This window comes from Pontibacter korlensis (assembly GCF_000973725.1).
Taxonomy (GTDB): domain Bacteria; phylum Bacteroidota; class Bacteroidia; order Cytophagales; family Hymenobacteraceae; genus Pontibacter; species Pontibacter korlensis.
On record NZ_CP009621.1, the window covers coordinates 4,891,139 to 4,910,256 of the forward strand.

The following is a 19,118-nucleotide window of genomic DNA, read 5'->3' on the forward strand; positions in this document are numbered from 1 at the left end:
TCGAAAGAAGAGCGGCTTTTTTTATGATCAGTTGCCTTCAAATTTCCTAGCCACTGCAAAGCTCCTTAAACTAAACAGTTCATGCTTACTAGACGATAGCTTCCAAGAACAATCTGATACTGCTTTCGTATAATTTAAATACCATCAAGAAAACTTTATTAAAATTTTTTACTAAAGTTTTTGCCTTACCAGAAACTTTTAGATAATATTGCTTCTGATAGGTTTTACACGCTAAGTGCATGAGCACCTTAACTTCACATACAGATCATCTGGAGACACTCAACAATGTTGAGAGGAAGAAATTTTTACAGAAAGTAAAGATTATCAGACACCTGTATGTAAAAGGCGCTCGCACCAATGCCGATATTTGCTCTCGCTTCAACATCAGTTCTCCTACTTCCATGGGCTTATTAGGTGAGCTCATCTCTGAGGGACTGGTGGAGAAGCAAGGGCTAGGCAAATCTGTTGGTGGCCGTAAACCCGACCTCTACGGACTCCGCAACAACTCTCTTTTTGTCCTTAGCATCGACATGGACCGGTTCAGAACCCGCATGGCGATCATGGACAACAACAACAACTATGTTACTCCTGTCCATACTTTTGCCTATACCCTTCCCAAAGACTTAAGCGGCCTGGACACCCTGAACAACTGGGTACAGGAAATGATAGCCTCATCTGGTATAGACCCACAGAAGTTGGTAGGTATAGGAGTAAGCATGCCAGGGCTTGTTGCCAGCAAGAAAGGCGACTCCCGCACCTACCTTAGAACTGATGTGATTGAAGAATCGCTACAAGACCTGCTGAGCCGCAAACTTGGAAAACCAGTCTTTATCCAGAACGACGTTAAAAGTGCAGCCCTGGCAGAACTTCGTTTTGGCCAGGCAAAAGGAAAGCAAGACGTTTTGGTTGTTTCCCTGGATTGGGGTGTAGGTACTGGCGTAGTGATGGACGGCAGGCTTCGTGGCGGCGCAGCTGGCTTTGCCGGTGAGTTTGGTCACATACCTCTGGTTGAAAACGGTGCCCTTTGCCATTGCGGTAAGCGCGGATGCCTGGAGACTGTTGCATCTGGTATTTCATTGGCAAGAATAGCCCAAGAGGGCATAAAGGCCGGACAAAAATCGCTGTTAAGCAGCCTATCAGAACAGGAGTTGGAGCAACTGGAGCCGCAGCACATTATAGAAGCGGCACGCCAGGGCGATCAGTTCGCCATCAATTTGATTTCCGAAACCGGTGTATACCTGGGTAAAGGCATCGCTATACTCATACAGCTATTTAATCCTGAGCTCGTTATACTCGGCGGAAAAATTGCTGAGGCCGGGCAGCTGATTACTGCACCTATACAGCAGTCTATCAACACGTACTGTATGGCACAGCTACGGGAGACTACCAGTGTTGCCCTATCTACGTTAGGCCTGCAGGCAAGCATGATGGGAGCTACAGCTACAGTGATGGAAAATATTCTGGAACAGCAACTTGAGCAAGCCAGATAAGAAGATAAAACTGAGATTGAAAAAAGTATAAACGCACAACGCACATGCATCCACTAAAGAACAATGTCGCTTTCAATCCACAACGCAGTACACCAAGGCTTAACCTCCTGGAAGAAACGCGTTTTGAGAAACTTCCGGTAAGCGTATTCCCTGACCAGCACACTGCTTCCGTGTCTGTGGCAAAACGCATTGCCGACCTGATCAGAAGCAAGCAAGACAAAGGGGAACAGGCAGTGCTTGGACTGGCTACTGGTGCCACTCCTGTGGGCGTATACGAGGAGCTGGTGAGAATGCACCGCGAGGAGGGCCTTAGCTTCCGCAACGTCATCACCTTTAACCTCGACGAGTATTATCCAATGCAACCTGACGCGGCTCAAAGCTATGTCACGTTCATGAACGAGAACCTCTTCAACCACATCGATATTGACAAGGATAACGTGCATATTCCGGACGGCACTTTGCCTAAGGAAGAAATACACGAATATTGCCTGAACTATGAGCGCCAGATAGAAGAGGTTGGTGGCCTGGACCTACAGGTTTTAGGCATCGGTCGTACAGGTCACATCGGCTTTAACGAGCCAGGTTCCGCGCCTAACTCAGGCACGCGCCTTGTCACGCTCGATGACCTGACACGCCGTGATGCTGCCCGTGATTTCGGTGGTAAGGAAAATGTACCTACCAAGGCTATCACCATGGGTATTGGTACCATCTTCAAGGCTCGCGAGATCATCCTGATGGCCTGGAGCCAGAAAAAAGCCCCTATCATTAAAAAAGCTGTGGAAGGTGAAATGTCGAGCGAGGTACCGGCTACATACCTGCAGCTGTCGAACAACGTGGAGTTTGTTCTTGATGAAGACGCCGCTTCTGAGCTGACGCGCTTTAACACTCCGTGGCTGGTGAAGGATTGTGTTTGGGATACACAGCTAACCAAGAAAGCGGTGATCTGGCTGTCTGAAAAGGTTAACAAACCAATTCTGAAGCTAACTGACGAGGATTACAACAACAACGGTATGGCGCAGCTCGCTACTGAGTTTGGTCCTGCCTATGACATCAACATCGACATCTTTAACAAGATACAGCATACAATTACTGGCTGGCCGGGTGGTAAGCCAAAAGCTGATGATTCTCAACGTCCTGAGCGAGCAGAGCCTGCCCGTAAGCGTGTGGTGATCTTCTCCCCTCACCCTGACGATGATGTAATATCCATGGGTGGTACCTTTATCAGACTGGTAGACCAGGGACATGAGGTACACGTGGCTTACCAGACCTCAGGCAATACGGCCGTGTGGGATGATGATGTGCTGCGCTATGTGGAGTTTGCCATAGACTTCAACAAGAGCCTTGGCAACGACACCAGCAAGCTGCAGAAAGTATACGACGACATGCGTGGCTTTATTGAAGAGAAGCACCCGAACCAGGTGGACACGCAGGAGATTATGAATGTGAAGGGCTTCATCCGTAAAAGTGAGGCTTATGCTGGCGCCCGCTATGCTGGACTGGAAGATGAGAACATCCACTTCATGGCACTGCCTTTCTACGAAACAGGGAAGCACAAAAAGAACTCTGTTTCTGATGAAGACATAAACCAAACGATAGAGCTGCTTCAGCGTGTAAAACCGCACCAGGTATTTGCTGCCGGTGACTTTGCCGACCCACACGGCACACACATTGTATGCTTTAGAATAATAGTAGAGGCGCTTAAGCGACTGAAGCAAGCAGGTGAGGCATGGGTAAATGACTGCTGGTTGTGGATGTACCGAGGTGCATGGCACGAATTTGAAACATATGAGATTGAGATGGCTGTTCCGCTTTCACCGAAAGAGGTGTTGCGTAAGCGCCAGGCAATTTTCAAACACCAGTCTCAAAAAGATACGCCGGTTTTTCCGGGCGACGACGCACGCGAGTTTTGGGTTCGTGCTGAGGAGCGCAACCGTGAAACGGCTGAACAATATCATAAACTTGGCCTTGCTGACTATGAGGCCATGGAGGCATTCGTACGCTACCATTACTAAACCACCCACATCTCAGGGGACACATATAGGTACATTTAGAGTTTAGGGCTACGAAAAAAACCCGCTCAGTTTTGAGCGGGTTTTTATGTTTATGTACTTGGAGAGTCATTGTCTGTAACCTCACCCTGCCTTCACTTACCTTCCTCCTCTTAGCTCTTAATGCTTTCTTTTAGTACTAAGCTATGAGGCACCCTCTTCTGCTTGGATTATACTTCCCCCCATAAAAAAGAGGCACCCGGTTAGGGTGCCTCTCTTCATAAAAATAAGCAGTGGAGTCAGTCTTTACTGCTGCACTTTTTGGCTCTTCTCTATAGCATCATATACCACCTGCAGCACATTCGTACGGGTATTTAGTTTACCTAGCAGGTTGTTCTCGCGTGTTGGGTGCACTCTGTTAGACAGGAATACATACACCAGGTTATTTACCGGGTCTACCCAAGTGTAGGTACCTGTAAAGCCTGAGTGGCCAAAGCTCTCTACTGGTGCGCTTGGTGCTGCATTGCTGTTCTGCTGCCCTGGCTTTGCCGGACGGTCAAAACCGATGGCACGGTAGTTACCTTGGTCACAGAACTGGCATTTGCTGAACTGACTCACCTTGTTGCCCGAGATATATGTTTGCCCTGCGAACTTACCATCATTCAGGTAAAGCTGCATGAGTTTTGCCACATCGTTAGAGTTTCCGAATAAACCTGCATGGCCGCTCACACCTCCCAACATGGCTGCTCCTTCGTCGTGTACAGTTGTGTGTAGCAGCTGCTTACGGAACAAGGAATCATACTCTGTTGGCACAATATCTTCTGGAGAGTAGTATTTGTATGGATTGAATGTAAGGGAAGTCGCGCCGATTGGTTTGTAGATTTTCTCCTTCAGGTAAGTCTCAAAATCTTCACCAGTGATGTGCTGCACCACCAACGGAGCAAGTATAAACGATAAGTCGCTGTATACATACCCTGGCTTTTCATTTAAAGGCGACTTCTCTATCTCCTTGTAAATCCTCTTCGCGTACTTGCGGTGGATGTACAGGTTGTCGGCTACTTTGATTGGGAAGCGACGGGAAGAATCAGCCTTAAAAGTGCGCCACTTAAACTTACCGTTCTTTTTAACAGTCTCCTTCCAGAATGGTATCCAGGATTTAAGTCCTGCCTGGTGCGTCAGGATATCGCGGTACTTCAGGTCAGCCTTGTTGGATCCCTCCATCATAGGCAGGTATTCGCCTAGTGTGCGGTCTACATCAAAACGTCCCTCTCCGCTCAACTTCATGAACGCTGCCAACGAGGTACTGATTTTGGTTACCGATGCCAGGTCATACAAGTCAGTTACCTCTACCGGGCGCTCGTTGTCATAAGTGTGGTAGCCATAAGCTTTGTGGTAGATTACTTTTCCATCTTTAGCCACAAGCACCTGCGCGCCTGGAGTTGCTTTCTGCTCCATAGCCTGCGCCACAAGAGAATCAATTCCTTTAAAATCCGCGGTCTTCAGACCAACAGCCTCCGGCATAGTATAGGCAAAGCGTAAACCACCTTCTGTTTTCAGGCCGTCTCCTATTTTAAAGGCGCTGTTTATAGTTACAGGCAGCTTTCCTTTTGCCCCAACACCGCCGAAGATCATCTGTGCTGCCAGGTCCTGCGTTTCAGGCGACTCCTGGTAGGCAGCAATAACAGCATCCGCTTTATCCAGGCTCTCTAGCTCAGCCAGGCTGTACACATTGGCAAACACGCCTACTATGGTTGGCTTAGAACGGATAAGGTCTTTCAGGAACAGGTTCATTTCGGCAGATATGCCAAAGTTGCTGCCACCAGCCTTCAGGTTCAGGTTATGCACACCTGCAATAACCATGTTATAATCTTGCAGCTTCTCTTTAAGAGCCATCAGTTCTGCAATAGAGGCAGTCGGCTGCAGGAAGAAAGTATCTACTTTGGTATAGCGTGCCAAATCACGCTGGAAGTCTGTCTGCTTGTTAGTACCAATAGCAAGTGCAGCTACTTTTAGTGTATCTATGTTCTGAATAGGCAGGATGTTCTGCTTGTTGCGGAGCAATGTAAGTGAGGCTTCAACTAATTGCTGGTTCAGGTACTTGGCGTGTGGGTTATTCAGATCCTCGACAAGATTCTCTAGTTCCACAGGCTTATAGTTGTCAAGCCCCAACCACTGCTTTGCGGCTAAAACCTTACGGGCACGGGCGTCTACCTCCTCCTGTGTTATCTCACCATTTGCAATAGCTTTCTTTATTTCCTGGATGGTGGTTTTCACGTCCATTGTGTTCAGCAGCATGTCGTTGCCAGCCAGCAAAGCCTTTACATCCACTATCCCGGGAGCATAAAATTTGGCAACTCCCTGCATGTTCAATGCATCTGTAAACACAAGCCCTTTGTATCCCATCTCCTTTTTCAGCAGGTCCGACACAATGGGCTTGGAAAGTGTAGAAGCAAGGTTAACGGTATTGTCCAGCACAGGGATGTTCATGTGCGCTACCATCAAGCTACCCAGGCCGTTCTTCATCAGCTCTCTGAACGGATACAACTCAACAGAGTCAAGGCGGATTTTAGAGAAGTGGATTACAGGTAAACCATAGTGAGAGTCCACATTGGTATCTCCGTGGCCAGGGAAGTGTTTGGCGTTTGCCAGCACTTTCTCGTCCTGCATGCCACGCATATAGGCCATTGCCTTACGGGTAACATTATACTTGTCCTCACCGAAAGAGCGGAAGCCGATTACAGGGTTATTGGCGTTGTTATTTACATCCACCACAGGAGCAAAATTTACGTGGATACCTAAGCGACGGCACTGGCGGGCAATCTCAGCCCCCATCTCGTAAATTAACTTTTCATCCTCTATGCCACCCAAAGCCATTTGGTAAGGAAACTTGATGGTACTATCAAGACGCATTGCCAGGCCCCACTCCCCATCTATACTTACCATCAGCGGCACTTTACTTTCGCTCTGGTAGCGGTTGGTCATACGTGCCTGTCGCACCGGTCCCCCCTGGAAGAAAATTAAGCCACCTACTTTATACTTTGTTACCAGCTTGCTTACCGAGTCGATATGCGCCTGGTCTTTGTTAGAGTATACCGGAATCATGATCAGCTGTGCAATTCGCTCCTCCGGGCTAAGGGTGTTGAATACTGAGTCAACCCAGGCTTGGTTGGCATTCAGGAAAGGAGGATCCGTAGCAGGATCGAAGGCTTTAGCCGCCTTCTCAACAGAGCTGCGACGGGTTTTAGAGGTGCGCCTCTGCGCATCCGCATCCATTGCCCCAAAAAGGAAGAAGGCAATGAGGGAGAGCAAAAGAAAAGATCTTTTTTTCAAAGCGTTTAGAAGTTAATGATTTGCGTGATTGAAGGTAAATTTAAGTCTTTTCGCACAAAGCAGGTCTATGTTACCACAGATTCTTGAGCGCTGCCTCACCTACAAAAACTAAAGTACAAGTTTCTATCAATTTCACTCCCTGCTCTTTCCTTAATAACATCCTATTGCTATATTTCGCTATAGTTGTTTTTACATCTCCAGAACTAGGCTAAATCAAATATCAGCTATATAAAGTACCCAGAATTACATATTTACACCTGCATGAGAAAACATTTACTAGAGTACTTCCTGCTTCTTATTTTAACGATTAATGCAGCACATGCTCAATCTCAACCAGAGCCACCAAAGCGCGAGTTTCGTGCTGTTTGGATAGCAACAGTTGCGAACATAGATTGGCCTGGGCAAAAAGGACTGTCACCGGCAGTGCAGCAGCAAGAGTTTAAGTACATTTTAGATGAGCACCAGAAGAATGGCATAAATGCTGTAATAGTACAAATCAGGCCTGCCGCAGATGCAATTTACCGCAGCAGCTTGGAGCCTTGGTCTGAGTGGCTTACAGGTAAGCAGGGGCTGGCCATGAACCCACCTTACGACCCCCTGCAGTTTATGCTGGATGAAGCGCACAAACGAGGAATGGAGTTTCATGCATGGTTTAACCCCTACCGTGCCACCTTTGATGCCAAGGCGGTAGTTGCGCCCAACCATATCACCAAACGTAAGCCGGAGTGGTTTGTAAAGTATGATGGAAAGCTCGTGTTCAACCCTGGTATTCCGGAGGTACGCCAATACATCACGAATGTGGTGATGGATGTTGTTAACCGCTACGATATTGATGGGGTACACTTTGATGACTACTTCTACCCCTACCCTGTTGCCAATAAGCCATTTCCGGATAATAACACTTATGCTGCTTTCAAAGGCCTCTTCAGTAATAGAAACGACTGGAGACGCTATAATGTAGACGAGCTGATAAAGGGAATTTCCGATAGTATAAATGCAGTTAAGCCTTACGTGAAGTTTGGCATCAGTCCTTTTGGCGTTTGGAAGAACTTAGCTGATGGCCCTGATGGTTCTGCCACAACAGCTGGTGCACCAAGCTATACCGCCTTGTATGCCGACACCCGCAAATGGATGCAGCTCGGCTGGATTGATTACCTGGTACCACAGCTGTACTGGCACATTGGCAACAAAGCCGCCGACTATAAAACGCTGGTGGAATGGTGGGCACAGAACACTTTCCAGCGCCACTTATATATTGGGCACGGGGCCTATAAGGTTGGCACTGACCTAACTTACCGGGAATGGCACGACCCGGCTGAAATTCCGCGCCAGTTGCAGTTGGCCCGAATTACGCCAAATATTGGAGGAAGTGTTTTCTTCAGCTCAAAGTCTGTCATGAGTAACCCAAACCACCTGCAGGATTCCCTGCGCAATACCTACTATAAGTACCCTGCCCTGTTACCTATTATGGAGTGGAAACAGAACGAAGAACTGGAGCCGCCTTTCTCACTGGTTGTGCGCCAGACAGAATCAGGGGTAAGACTACACTGGCAGCACGACCAGGACGTGCGATACTATGTTGTCTACAGGTTTGAGAAGCAAAGCATCCCTGTCTGGAAAAAAGAATTCTGGAAAGAACGCATGTGGCAACCTTACGACCCGGACCTGAACAGCCCCGCTCATATTGTGGCGAAGGTGTTTGGCTCTAAAACTACTTTTATAGATGAAACCCCACTGGAAAGTGGAAAATATGTTTACGTAGTTACTGCACTGGACCGTCAGCAAAACGAGAGTGCTCCTTCTCAGGCTGTTACAATAAAGTATAAATACTAGCTTCAGTTATAAGATGCCGCAGTAGAACATATATTGTTTCTGCTGCGGCATCTCTTTTTTTCTCTAGCTCTTAATTTTTTTCAGCTTTTTCTCATCCCCTTATAAGCACATAATCCACTTAAATTCAACCTATTATATATTGAATGGCCGAAATATTCCACTACAGACATTCATCCAGCTTTCATCAGGGGAAACCTAAACTATTGATTTTTAACTCCTAACGAATTAACCTACACTCTAACACCTTCACAAAGCTGTTGCTTAGGCACAATTAGCAAGCGAGCAGCCTACCAAAAAAAGTCTTCAGTATTATAACTAAAGTACTACAAAGCATACCAAAGCAAGAGGCTTGCATCACACAAAAAATACAATTTATAAAGCATATTAAAGCCATTTTCAACGGAATTATTCAACTACTGCCTCAGCAATAATTTTGTTTCATACTATCAAATATTTTTTATTTGCAGCTAATCATCACCTTTCTAAAGGTGGTGATTAGCTGCCCTTCCTCCTAAACTATGAAAAAGGCTGCCAAGAGATGAGGCCAAGTCTTCATTTCAGGGCTTTCGATTTTAGCATTTTACGACCTTTTTATGATGCGTATGGGAAGACTGCTTACCCTGATTTTTCTCTACACCCTGTTGTCTTGCCAAACAGAGGATGAGGATATAATAGCACCCGATACTTATACTATTCCCTATACCACCGAAGCGAGCTTAACCTCTTTCAGCTTTTTGAAAGCGGATAACACTGGATTGACGGCGGATGTAGATGCGACTATCTCCGGCACCAATATCTCTGTGGATCTGCCACAAGGAGTATCTCCAGACAAGCTTGTGGCTACCTTTACTACCTCACACCCGGATGCCAAACTGTATATAGGTAGCGAAGAGCAGGAAGGCCAGACAGCAGTTATTTATGCCGCGTCTGGCCAGGTACTAAAAGTAGAGTCAGAACTAGGAAGAGGAACAAGCTATCGACTTGAGGTAAACCCAACCTTTACGGAACTAGACGATGCACTAAACATGCTGATGCAACGCCATAATATTCCTGGACTTTCGGTGGCTATTACCAAAAACGAAAAGCTTGTGCATGTTCAAAGCTATGGATACGCCGATAAGGAGGCCAACCTTCTGGTAGATGACCATAGCCTCTTCAGGATTGGAAGCCTGTCGAAGCCGATCACAAGTATAGCCGTTTTAAAGCTTATACAGGAAGGGATACTTTCTTTCCCTGATAAAGTCTTTGGGCCAGAAGGTATCCTTAAAGATGACTACCCTGCTCCACCAGCAAATTCAGAAATAGACAAAATCACGGTTGAAGACCTGATCCGACACAAATCAGGCTGGACCAACGAACCCAGAGACCCTATGTTCAGCAATGCGTCGCTCACCGCAAAGGAAATCATTACTGATGTGGTGCTTCACCAACAACTCAGTTTTACCCCCGGCTCGACTTATTACTACTCTAATTTAGGTTATGCTATACTTGGCAGAATCATTGAAAAGGTGACAGGCAAAAGCTATGCAGATTTTGTTGCAGAGGCTGTTTTGCAGCCAGCGGGCATCGCGCATATGCAACTTGCCGGCAGCACCTTACATGATCGAGTTCCTGCAGAGGTAACCTACTACCAACAGGAAGTGAGCCCTTATGCTTTCAATATGGCCCGCATGGATGCACATGGTGGCTGGATTGCTACAGCCACTGACCTGATGCGGTTTATGACCTTGGTTGATCGTAATTTCCTGGTGCCAGACCTGATCAATAGCCAGCTGCTGGAGAATACGTACTTTGGCTACAATACCTGGAGCCACTACGGCTCCTTGCCAGGCACAACAGCCGTTTTAACCAGGCTTAATGATGAGTTCAGTTTCACTGTTCTGGCAAACACCAGAAACAATGAGCTTCCGCACCAGGTTGCAGAAGAGCTAAACAACACATTAAAAGAAATGATATTAGCCAAAGAGCACTGGCCTGAAACTGACTTGTTCCAGAACGCTTTGCTGGCCGAAAACCAGCAACTGCCTTAACCCTATAGGTCGTTCGAAAACACTAAAAACTGCTAAATTATTTTTTAGTCTGTGCTTCCTGTCGGGCACTCTTTTCTTTGGCAGCTAACAGGTATACCAGTGATGCTGTACCGTCCATCGTTGGTTCATTGGTGCTGTAATCCCCAAAGTCGTCATGATACACCACCAGGTTCGACTGAAAGGCAGCATACTCATCCGGCTTGGTTAACTGTATGCCTTTCAGGTTTCTGAAGATACTACCGTAAACAGGTCCATCAACCAAACCTCCATCCAGTGGGTAGTTGTGCAGGTAAGTCAGCGACGAGTGAGGATCAACAGGCGTGTCGCCATGCGCGGGTAGGCCATATATCATACTCGTGCCCCAGGGATTGCAGCCAAACAGCCAGTCAATATTTGCCTGCTCCAGCTCCGCATAGGTCTCATCGTTGCTGAGCTCACGGTAGAGGTGGCTTTGTATAGCGAAAGAGGTTGTTAAGTTGTTAGAGCACCAGATAAAAGGTATGCCGCGGTAAAAGGCATTCTCTTTCGCTTTCTGGAAAACTCTCTCAATGCCTTCCTTATAAAAACTGACTAGCTCTGCTCTTTTAGGTGCTTCCGCTTTCTTTGCCAGCTCATAGTGTCCGAAGTTATGAAAAGGATACCACTGGTAATGCCTGGCTGTATCTGCTCCCATCCATGGTGTTACCTTCTCCTGTTGGCCATAGGCATAGGCCTGGTTAAAGTACTCCTGCTCCCCGGTAAGCTGATGCAGCGCCGCAGCACCCAATTGCATATCATCTACCCAGTTATCCTCCTCATAAAAGTATGGTGCACGGTTCGGTGCCGTTTGAGCTACACCCGGTTTTGCCAAACCAAGTTTAAATGCCGAAGCTGCTTTTCTGGCAAACATATTTGCCAGCTTTTCATCCTTGTCGCTATAGATTTGGGCAGCCAGGGCAAAGGCACTGGTAAACTTGCCTGCTGTTGAGGCTACGCCTGTTGCTCTGTTCTGGTACTTGCCCAGGCCTTGTGGCGCGCCGGTAGCAAAGTATACCGGACGGGCTTTCCCTTTTCCCATTCCATAATCCACATCATCTTTAGTAGGCAGTCTCAACCCTTGGTGATCCCGATCATCTGCCAGTTGGTTAAAAAGCCAATCCTCCCGAGGGTGCATTTTAGAAAGCCATGTTAGCCCCCACCTTGCCTCATCCAGCACATCTGCTGCTCCGTTGCTTCCTTCGAGTCCATTGTCCAGGTGTTTATCTGTAAACACCTCCGGGAAATCGCGGTAGGCAGCCAGAAGGTGATAAGTAGCGTTGGCTGATGTGGTAGCATACTGCAGGTAATCTGATGCGTCGTGCCAACCTCCGGATACATCAAGCAATGTACTGTCTGGCATCGGTCCATACATAGTATAGCCATCATGGGTGTGGCAGGAGTCCTGCAGGTAAGGATTGAAGCCACTCCTCTGCTGCCGCATATAGCGAAGGGCAAAATCCGCAGCTCCTTCGTAAACATCAGTCGCAACCTTAAAAACTGGTGATGTTGCTTTTCCTGCCTTTATATAGTAGCTGCCAGGCTGGTTAAATGTTGTAAAGTTGAGCCGGCAGGACTGTTCGAAAGGCCCGTAAGCTCCAAAAGATTCACCTGCACTGCCTTTAAAAACAACTTTATTGGTAGTGGCATCTACAAGCTCGAACTGCTTAAGCTGCTGCGGCGATTTGCTTACCCACACAGCCACTTTTACTCCTGAAGGCGTGTACCCTAATTGATTGATACGAACCCACGACTGAGCCTGTGCTGCGGCAGTTTCACTAGAGCCGGAGTTTTTAGTTTGCACGCAACCAGAAACACCGATACTTGTAAAGGCTATGGCAGATGCTGCTATAATGAGCGCGAGGAATCTTTTTCTTTTTAACATATTATTTCAACTACTGCAGGAGCATTTCATTTTTAGATAAGCATGGCACATCTGGCCAAACAGAGCATCATTTATTTCTGATGAGCCACCAACTCCCTGAAATGAGACAGTTTTTCATACAGCCCTTTACCCGGACATAGCGTCATGGCAAAGTCAAGGTGGCCACCTATACTATCAGCCGGGATGTTGTAGCGCTTTGCAAGTGCCGGTACCAGCGCCTCTAAAGTTACCAGCTGTTCGGGAGTGATTTCCTCTTCTTCAAAGTTCCCTTCTACCACCACCAGTAGGTGGCCTGCCGGATCATAGGCAGTGTTGGAGTCTCCAGCATAGGCTAGTTCCCGCCCCTCAGCCACAACACCATTACAGTCGACATACAAGTGATAAGGTATATCTGTCCACACCGGTTTCGTTTTACCACTTGCCAACACACTTTCCTCCTGCGAGAACTTCTGCAGCAAAACCATTTTTTCCTTAAGTGGCTTTTCAGGTAACTGGCGGGTAGCAGTATGGTGTATGGTGAGGCGCGTGAGGTCGTGAGGTCGCATTGGTAGTACAGCAGGCTTAGCACCCCAATCTGCACGTGAAAGATAAGCTATATTTTCCGGTACAAGTTGCTGCGTTGCTGGCCGCTGGCAGCTAAAAAACAATACGGCAATAAGAGCAAAGAATAAAGCTTGCTTCATAGTGATATGGTGTATCAGCCACGGCCTTGTTAAGTATGATCAAGACCAGAATTTTCCTCCTTATAGCTGGCTTTGGTCAATAGTGCGTGAAAAGGTTAGCTAATATACTATAACTGCCATACAGTAGCAAAGCAGGAAGCTCTGAAGGTTCTACAAGTAAGACTTCACTTGTTAGCATTGCTTAGAAACACGAAGAGCCACCCATAGGGCGGCTCTTCGTGTTCAGGTATAAAAGTCAGTGCTTGTTATCTGTCACGGATTAAAGTAGAGGAAACAGTGCTGCCATCAGCATTCCCACGCAGGAATAGCGTGTAAACACGGCCTGCAACAGGAGAAAAGCTAGCGGATTTTAACGTAACCTCCTCACCTTCTTCATCCACTGTCTTAAGCTCTACCAAATAAGAACCCTGTGGCTCAATAGCTACATAAGCAGTATTACCCTTGAAGGCAACATCATTACCAAGAGATGTTCTGGTTTCTGGTGTTTCGGAAGTAGCTGTTCGAACTATCTCTGCATCAAATGCAGCAGGTGCATGCTTTAGCACATTCACAAAGCGAACGTGTGTCTGCGCATAGTTCTCAGCAGGCAACTCGTCTTCAACCACAAAGGCTTCGAAAGCACCTGTTTCACCTACTAAGAAAGTAGTATAGTGCTCTCCTTCTTCAAAGTTTACAGACGAGCTTGCCACAACTCCAGCACCTGTAGTAGCCGGGCTTATAGCCTGCAGATTATGGCTACCAGCTGGCACGTTAGCGTAACCATAACTAGCCGGGAACACAGAAATAGTGGCATAAGAAAGACCTTGCTCTTCCCCTGCAGAATTTGCGGCTAAAGCAGTGATCTTAGCGTTATCCAGGTAGAAATTCACCATAGGAGCATCTGCCGCAGTGTGTGCAAACTTTACGAATGCTCCACTTGTGACCGGCTCATTATAATCCTCTATAGCATTTTCTTCGCAGGCTCCCAGCATTAGGCCAGCTGCCAGCACAACAAATGATTTATACAGTATATTCTTCATGTAAATCTCTCTGTTAATTACTTACTAAACCACATTTCAACAGTGTGGTAATCCTGCTCTAAGCCACCTATTTTCTCCAGGGAGGCCGCATTCCACATATACTCTGAGTTATATCGTGGGCGGAAACGGTAAGCAGGTTTACCTTGGTTAAGGCCGAACAGCGGATCAGGAAGTTCAAAACCAGCAAATACGTTGTTGCTAGGATCAGTATCTATTGTACCGTCTGGGTTAGCAATGTAATCGTATCTTCTCAGGTCAGACCAAGTTTCGATAAAGCCCCAGCCCCACTGTGCGATGTACTTCTGCAGCATGATTTTCTGCAGCGTCAGCTCATCGGCAGTTCTAGGCATAAGTTCTTCGCTAGCCAGATACTCATTGCGACGCGCCTGGAAAACAGCCACTTCGTCTTCCGGAGTAGAGGCATCATTTGTAACAAATGATCTTACGAAGTCCATGTGCGCATTCACACCTTTTGTATAGGCATCCAGCGACGTAGCTTTGTCACCTTTGATGAAGGCGGCCTCAGCCTTGATAAACTGCAGCTGGGCATACGTCATTAGTGGGAAGCGCGCATTGTTGCCAAACAAATACTTGTTTGCTGTAGTAGCCGCTACGTTGTCTGTTGCAGTTCCCCACAAGTTGCGAGGGCGCTCATTGGCAACAGAATATTCTGTTACACCTACACCCGGAGTAACACCACGGTACTCCCCGTCGTTGGCAGGTGCCAGCATAACAGGCAGGCGAGGATCCTTCAGGTGCTGCTCTGTAAACACAGGGTCCTCACCTACCAGGCTAGGATCTGAAAGAGCAGGGTTAGTGCCGTCCAGTAAGCTCACGATGAACTTAGACTGGCGGTAAGGGTTCAGGTTACTACGGCGTGGGCCGAAGAAGTTTGTGTCTGTGCTTACTGCACCTTCAAAGCGAACGGATGCGTCATCGCTGTTGCTCTGCAGGGCCTTGTCTACATACTCAATCACTTTATCAGGATTGAAGTTAGACTTGTTGGTAAGACGGCTCTCGTTGATAGCCAACAAACCATAAGCAAAGCGCAGCCACTTTTGGCGGTCGCCGTTATAAATCAGGTCACCTTGCGCCAGCGTAGAGTTACCTACTTTGCCGTCAGTACGCTCCAGGTTTTCGATTGCCAGTAAAGTCAGGCGTCTTACCTCTTCGTACACATACTCCTGCGTGTCGTACTCAAAAGTGGTACGGCCTGGCTCAAAAGCCTGCTTCACGATAATCTCTCCATGATAGTCAGTAAGCAACTGCCAACCGAAGGCCCGAAGTACATGGCCTACACCCACAAAATCCCAGCGCTCTTCTTCCTCAGCCTTGTTGATCATGTCGGTCAGGTTTTCACCCATAGTCCAGTACACAGAACGCCAAAGCTGACCTGCCGCGTCGCTGCCGGACACATACCCATGGCGATCCCAGGTATTATCTACGTCGCGCCAGTTCCAGTTCTGGATGTAGCGCCCCAGGTAACGGGCATCAAACTGAATACCCAATGCCAGCTCTGCCTGCATGGCTGGTAAGTATAAATGTGGCGCTACCACCTGGTCTGGCCCGTTAGGGTTCGTATTCACATCCAGGTAGCTATCACAGCTAGTGGTGGCTAGTGTGCCTGCTGCGAACAGGGAGGCACACACTATTTTTTTAAAGTAATTGTATCTTGTTCTCATTGTAATTCTTTGTTAGAAGCCAACTCTCACACCAAAGTTCAAACCAATAGGCATCGGGAAGTTGCCATAGTCGAAACCAACACCACCACTGCCGCCAACTGCCGCTGAGTTACCGTTTACCACTGGGTCAAGACCTGAGTAGTTTGTGATAATGAACAGGTCAGTTGCTGTCACGAACACACTACCAGACTTGATGAATTTAGAGCGGCTCAACAGGTTAGAGTCAAAGTTATAGTTCAAGGTCACGTCGCGAAGACGCATCCAGTTGATATCCTTCTCAATGAAGTTGATCTCTGGCAGACCATAAGAAGTAGACCAGAAGTTTGCATCACGAGACGGGTCGATCACCTTTGTGTTCTGAGTTGGGTTAGCTGAGTTTTCGTTACCGTCTTTCAGCACACCTTCAAACACAACTGGTGTTTCACGATCCAGCGTTCTCATGCTCAGGCCACGTGCAGTCAGGAAGTGCTCTGTACCATTGTAGATATCACCACCTTTTCTGAAGTCAAGCAGGAAGCTTAACGACAGGTTCTTGTAAGAAAAAGAGTTTGTTAAACCAACTGTAAAGTCCGGCTGTCTGTCGCCGACAACAACCCACTCAGTCAGGTCACGAAGCGGATACCCTGTTGATGGGTCGATCAGGAGCTGACCAGCATCGTTGCGCTGGTAGTCAAAGCCTGTAAGTGTAGTAAGCGGGCCGCCAATTACAGAACCGTTACGCACGTTACCATACAACCAGGTATCAGACATGTAGAACTCGTTCACGCCAGCTGGAAGAGACATCAGTTCGCTCCAAAGGTGCGTAAAGTTTGCCAACACATCCCAGGTAAAGTTGGTGCTAACTACCGGAGAAGCATTAAGCTGCAACTCGATACCTTCCGTTCTCATCTTACCAGCATTAAATGCCTGAAGAACGAAACCAGTAGCGTAGCTCAGACGCATATCCTGCACGATCTGATCCTCGGACAGCTTGTTGAAGTAAGTTGCATCAATGCCGAGACGGTTGCCGAAGAACTTCAACTCAGTACCGAACTCGTAAGAAGTAGTCATCTCTGGGCGCAGGTTCGGGCTTGGGCCAGTAAAGCCATAACCGAAGCCACCGCCAGTTGTACCCTTAGGCTCTAGGAAAGCACGGATGCTGTAAGGGTTGGCATCCTTACCAACTTGAGCCCAGGAAGCACGCAGTTTACCGTAGCTCAAGATGTTGTTGATGCCACGTAGCGGTTCAAGCTCTGTGAAGATAAAGCTACCACCCACTGATGGGTAGAAGAAAGATCTGTTCTCCAGCGGAAGCGTTGAGCTCCAGTCGTTACGGCCTGTAAGCGTCAGGAAGAAAATATTGTCGTAGTCTAAGGTCAGGTTACCGAAAGCACCGATACGACGGCGCTCAGAAAGGCGGTTACGGCCACGATGCGTGGTGTTATCCGTGTTCTCGATTGAGAACAGACCTGGAGCCAGGAAGCGCTCACCTGTTACAGCCTGGGTGTATGTCTCCTGAGAGTACACAGCGCTACCAATTTTCAGGTTAGCATTCAGTTTGTTGTTGAAGAATGAACGATCAGCCTCACCATAGTACTGCAGGTTGAAGTTTCTCGTGTTATCCAACGACTGGTCAAAAATACCGCCACGAGAGAAGCCATAAGCAGACTCAGGGTGACGCACCATCGTGATTTTACCAGAAGAGAAGTCGAAACCAGCGTTACCAACAAAACGCAGCCACTCAGTAGGCTCGATCATCAAACGAGCGTTTGTGATATATCGGTTGTTAATGTTGTTGATCGTGTTCTTGTTAACGTTGAAGAACGGGTTCTCGATCTCAGTATCGCCTGTTGAATAGTAACGACGCTCACCGTTCGGAGTTAAGTATATGCTGGCATCATCCGTACCAGGCCAGCTTAGCAAGCCTAGCAGCGGACCACCCGCACCTTTGAAAGCTGAGTTGTTATCAGTATAAGTATAGGCGAATGTCAGGTCAGCAGAGATGTACTTGTTCATTTCGGCTGTTACAGCAGAAGACAGGTTGAACTTTGTCAGGTCTGTGCCAGGCACAAAACCTTCCTGGCCAGTATAACCACCAGAAATACGGTAAGTAGCCTTTTCGCTACCGCCGCTCAATGACAGGTTGTGCTTCTGCGTAAAGCCATTCTGGAAGAAGTTGTCGATGTTGTCGTAGAACTGAGTTCCCTCCGGGTAGCGACCACCGAAATATGAAGTCTGCTCACCGCTGTCATCTGTCACACCATTCAGACCACGGTCATACACACGCTGTACTTCCGGGAACTTGTTGATGCGCTCAACTCTGAAGCTGTTGTTGTAGTCGATACGTGGCGTACCCGCCTTACCTCTTTTGGTGGTGATAACCACGGCACCTGAAGCTGCGTCGATACCATAAAGAGCCGAAGCCTCTGGTCCTTTCAGAATCGTGATGCTCTCGATATCCTCTGGGTTGATGTCAGCTGCACGGTTTGTAAAGTCGGTTGATCTGTTGTTAAGTGATGTAGCAGAGCTTGCTGTAGAAGCAAAAGCAGATGTGTTGAACGTGCTGTTGCTGATAGGCAAACCGTCTACAACGAATAGTGGCTGGTTGCTACCGCTAAGGGAGGATACACCACGGATCATAATAGAAGTAGAGGCACCTGGCATACCAGAAGTAGTGTTTACATCCACACCAGCCACACGACCTGCCAAACCGTTAACAAAGTTCTCACGCTGTGTCTGCGCAATAGTAGCACCTTTAACTTCGGTTACAGCATAACCCAGCGCCTTTTTCTCTTGCTTGATACCAAGAGCTGTTACTACTACTTCGTCAAGCGTTTCATTGTCGTTTTGAAGCGCCACATTGATAGTTGTAGCATTTCCTACGGTGCGCTCTGCTGGCTTCATACCAATGAAAGAGAACACCAGTACATCGCTAGCCTCTACGTTGTTAATGGTGTAGTGACCAGATGCGTCGGTTACAGAACCACGCGATTTACCTTTAACGGTAACAGAAACTCCCGGAAGCTCAATTCTGTCCTCCGCGGACGTGACCGTTCCGCTTACTGTCTTGCCTTGAGCAAAACCCTCTGCATGTAGCAGGAGCATGCAAAGCCCCCACAAAATACATCGTAAATAGTTCTTCATAATGTGATAGGTTGATATTAAGGCATGAAGATATATAATA

General features: G+C 47.5%; 10 protein-coding genes. 4 read left to right on the forward strand and 6 right to left on the reverse strand.

All coding sequences use genetic code 11. The features are described 5' to 3' along the window. The first annotated feature begins 239 nt into the window (after positions 1-239). Positions 240-1,490 (forward strand): ROK family transcriptional regulator, encoded by a 1,251-nt coding sequence (locus tag PKOR_RS21020; RefSeq protein WP_046313295.1) that lies wholly within the window; start codon positions 240-242, stop codon positions 1,488-1,490. A 44-nt stretch (positions 1,491-1,534) separates the two neighbouring features. Next, positions 1,535-3,502 (forward strand): glucosamine-6-phosphate deaminase, encoded by a 1,968-nt coding sequence (nagB, locus tag PKOR_RS21025; RefSeq protein ID WP_046313297.1) that lies wholly within the window; start codon positions 1,535-1,537, stop codon positions 3,500-3,502. Between the two features lie 282 nt (positions 3,503-3,784). Here nagB and PKOR_RS21030 read toward each other — a convergent pair whose 3' ends face one another. Then, a complete protein-coding gene (locus PKOR_RS21030; protein WP_046313299.1) occupies positions 3,785-6,751 on the reverse strand; it encodes a serine hydrolase domain-containing protein in 2,967 nt (988 codons plus the stop codon). 318 nt (positions 6,752-7,069) lie between these two features. On the opposite strand from PKOR_RS21030, the gene PKOR_RS21035 reads away from it, so the two are divergent. Together PKOR_RS21035 and PKOR_RS21040 are read left to right on the forward strand one after the other, a co-directional pair. Then, positions 7,070-8,641: a glycoside hydrolase family 10-like protein gene (locus PKOR_RS21035; protein ID WP_046313301.1), complete on the forward strand. Its 1,572-nt coding sequence runs from the start codon at positions 7,070-7,072 to the stop codon at positions 8,639-8,641. Between the two features lie 602 nt (positions 8,642-9,243). Then, positions 9,244-10,671 (forward strand): serine hydrolase domain-containing protein, encoded by a 1,428-nt coding sequence (locus PKOR_RS21040; protein ID WP_158453813.1) that lies wholly within the window; start codon positions 9,244-9,246, stop codon positions 10,669-10,671. Positions 10,672-10,708: 37 nt separating this feature from the next. Here the strand turns inward: PKOR_RS21040 and PKOR_RS21045 are convergent, their stop codons facing one another. The 5 genes from PKOR_RS21045 to PKOR_RS21065 form a co-directional block, all read right to left on the reverse strand. After that, the gene (locus PKOR_RS21045; protein WP_084694872.1) at positions 10,709-12,571 is read right to left on the reverse strand and encodes a glycoside hydrolase family 9 protein; all 1,863 of its coding nucleotides are present in this window, start codon (positions 12,569-12,571) and stop codon (positions 10,709-10,711) included. 71 nt (positions 12,572-12,642) lie between these two features. Next, entirely contained in the window at positions 12,643-13,254 is a 612-nt protein-coding gene (locus PKOR_RS21050) for a peptidoglycan recognition protein family protein (protein WP_046313303.1), read from the reverse strand. Between the two features lie 245 nt (positions 13,255-13,499). Continuing rightward, on the reverse strand, positions 13,500-14,273 hold the full coding sequence (locus PKOR_RS21055; RefSeq protein WP_046313305.1) for a DUF4397 domain-containing protein: 774 nt from the start codon (positions 14,271-14,273) through the stop codon (positions 13,500-13,502). 17 nt (positions 14,274-14,290) lie between these two features. Next, positions 14,291-15,955 carry a SusD/RagB family nutrient-binding outer membrane lipoprotein gene (locus tag PKOR_RS21060; protein WP_084694873.1) on the reverse strand — a complete coding sequence of 555 codons (1,665 nt, stop codon included), beginning with the start codon at positions 15,953-15,955 and terminating at the stop codon, positions 14,291-14,293. Positions 15,956-15,967: 12 nt separating this feature from the next. Then, complete coding sequence (locus tag PKOR_RS21065; protein WP_046313307.1) at positions 15,968-19,078, reverse strand: SusC/RagA family TonB-linked outer membrane protein; 3,111 nt, start codon at positions 19,076-19,078, stop codon at positions 15,968-15,970. Positions 19,079-19,118: the final 40 nt, after the last annotated feature.

Bases quoted from the DNA above. Each gene is read 5' to 3' on its own strand.
- PKOR_RS21020 (WP_046313295.1), top strand. From the start codon at position 240: ATGAGCACCTTAACTTCACATACAGATCATCTGGAGACACTCAACAAT.
- nagB (WP_046313297.1), top strand. From the start codon at position 1,535: ATGCATCCACTAAAGAACAATGTCGCTTTCAATCCACAACGCAGTACA.
- PKOR_RS21030 (WP_046313299.1), bottom strand. From the start codon at position 6,751: ATGGATGCGGATGCGCAGAGGCGCACCTCTAAAACCCGTCGCAGCTCT.
- PKOR_RS21035 (WP_046313301.1), top strand. From the start codon at position 7,070: ATGAGAAAACATTTACTAGAGTACTTCCTGCTTCTTATTTTAACGATT.
- PKOR_RS21040 (WP_158453813.1), top strand. From the start codon at position 9,244: ATGGGAAGACTGCTTACCCTGATTTTTCTCTACACCCTGTTGTCTTGC.
- PKOR_RS21045 (WP_084694872.1), bottom strand. From the start codon at position 12,571: ATGTTAAAAAGAAAAAGATTCCTCGCGCTCATTATAGCAGCATCTGCC.
- PKOR_RS21050 (WP_046313303.1), bottom strand. From the start codon at position 13,254: ATGAAGCAAGCTTTATTCTTTGCTCTTATTGCCGTATTGTTTTTTAGC.
- PKOR_RS21055 (WP_046313305.1), bottom strand. From the start codon at position 14,273: ATGAAGAATATACTGTATAAATCATTTGTTGTGCTGGCAGCTGGCCTA.
- PKOR_RS21060 (WP_084694873.1), bottom strand. From the start codon at position 15,955: ATGAGAACAAGATACAATTACTTTAAAAAAATAGTGTGTGCCTCCCTG.
- PKOR_RS21065 (WP_046313307.1), bottom strand. From the start codon at position 19,078: ATGAAGAACTATTTACGATGTATTTTGTGGGGGCTTTGCATGCTCCTG.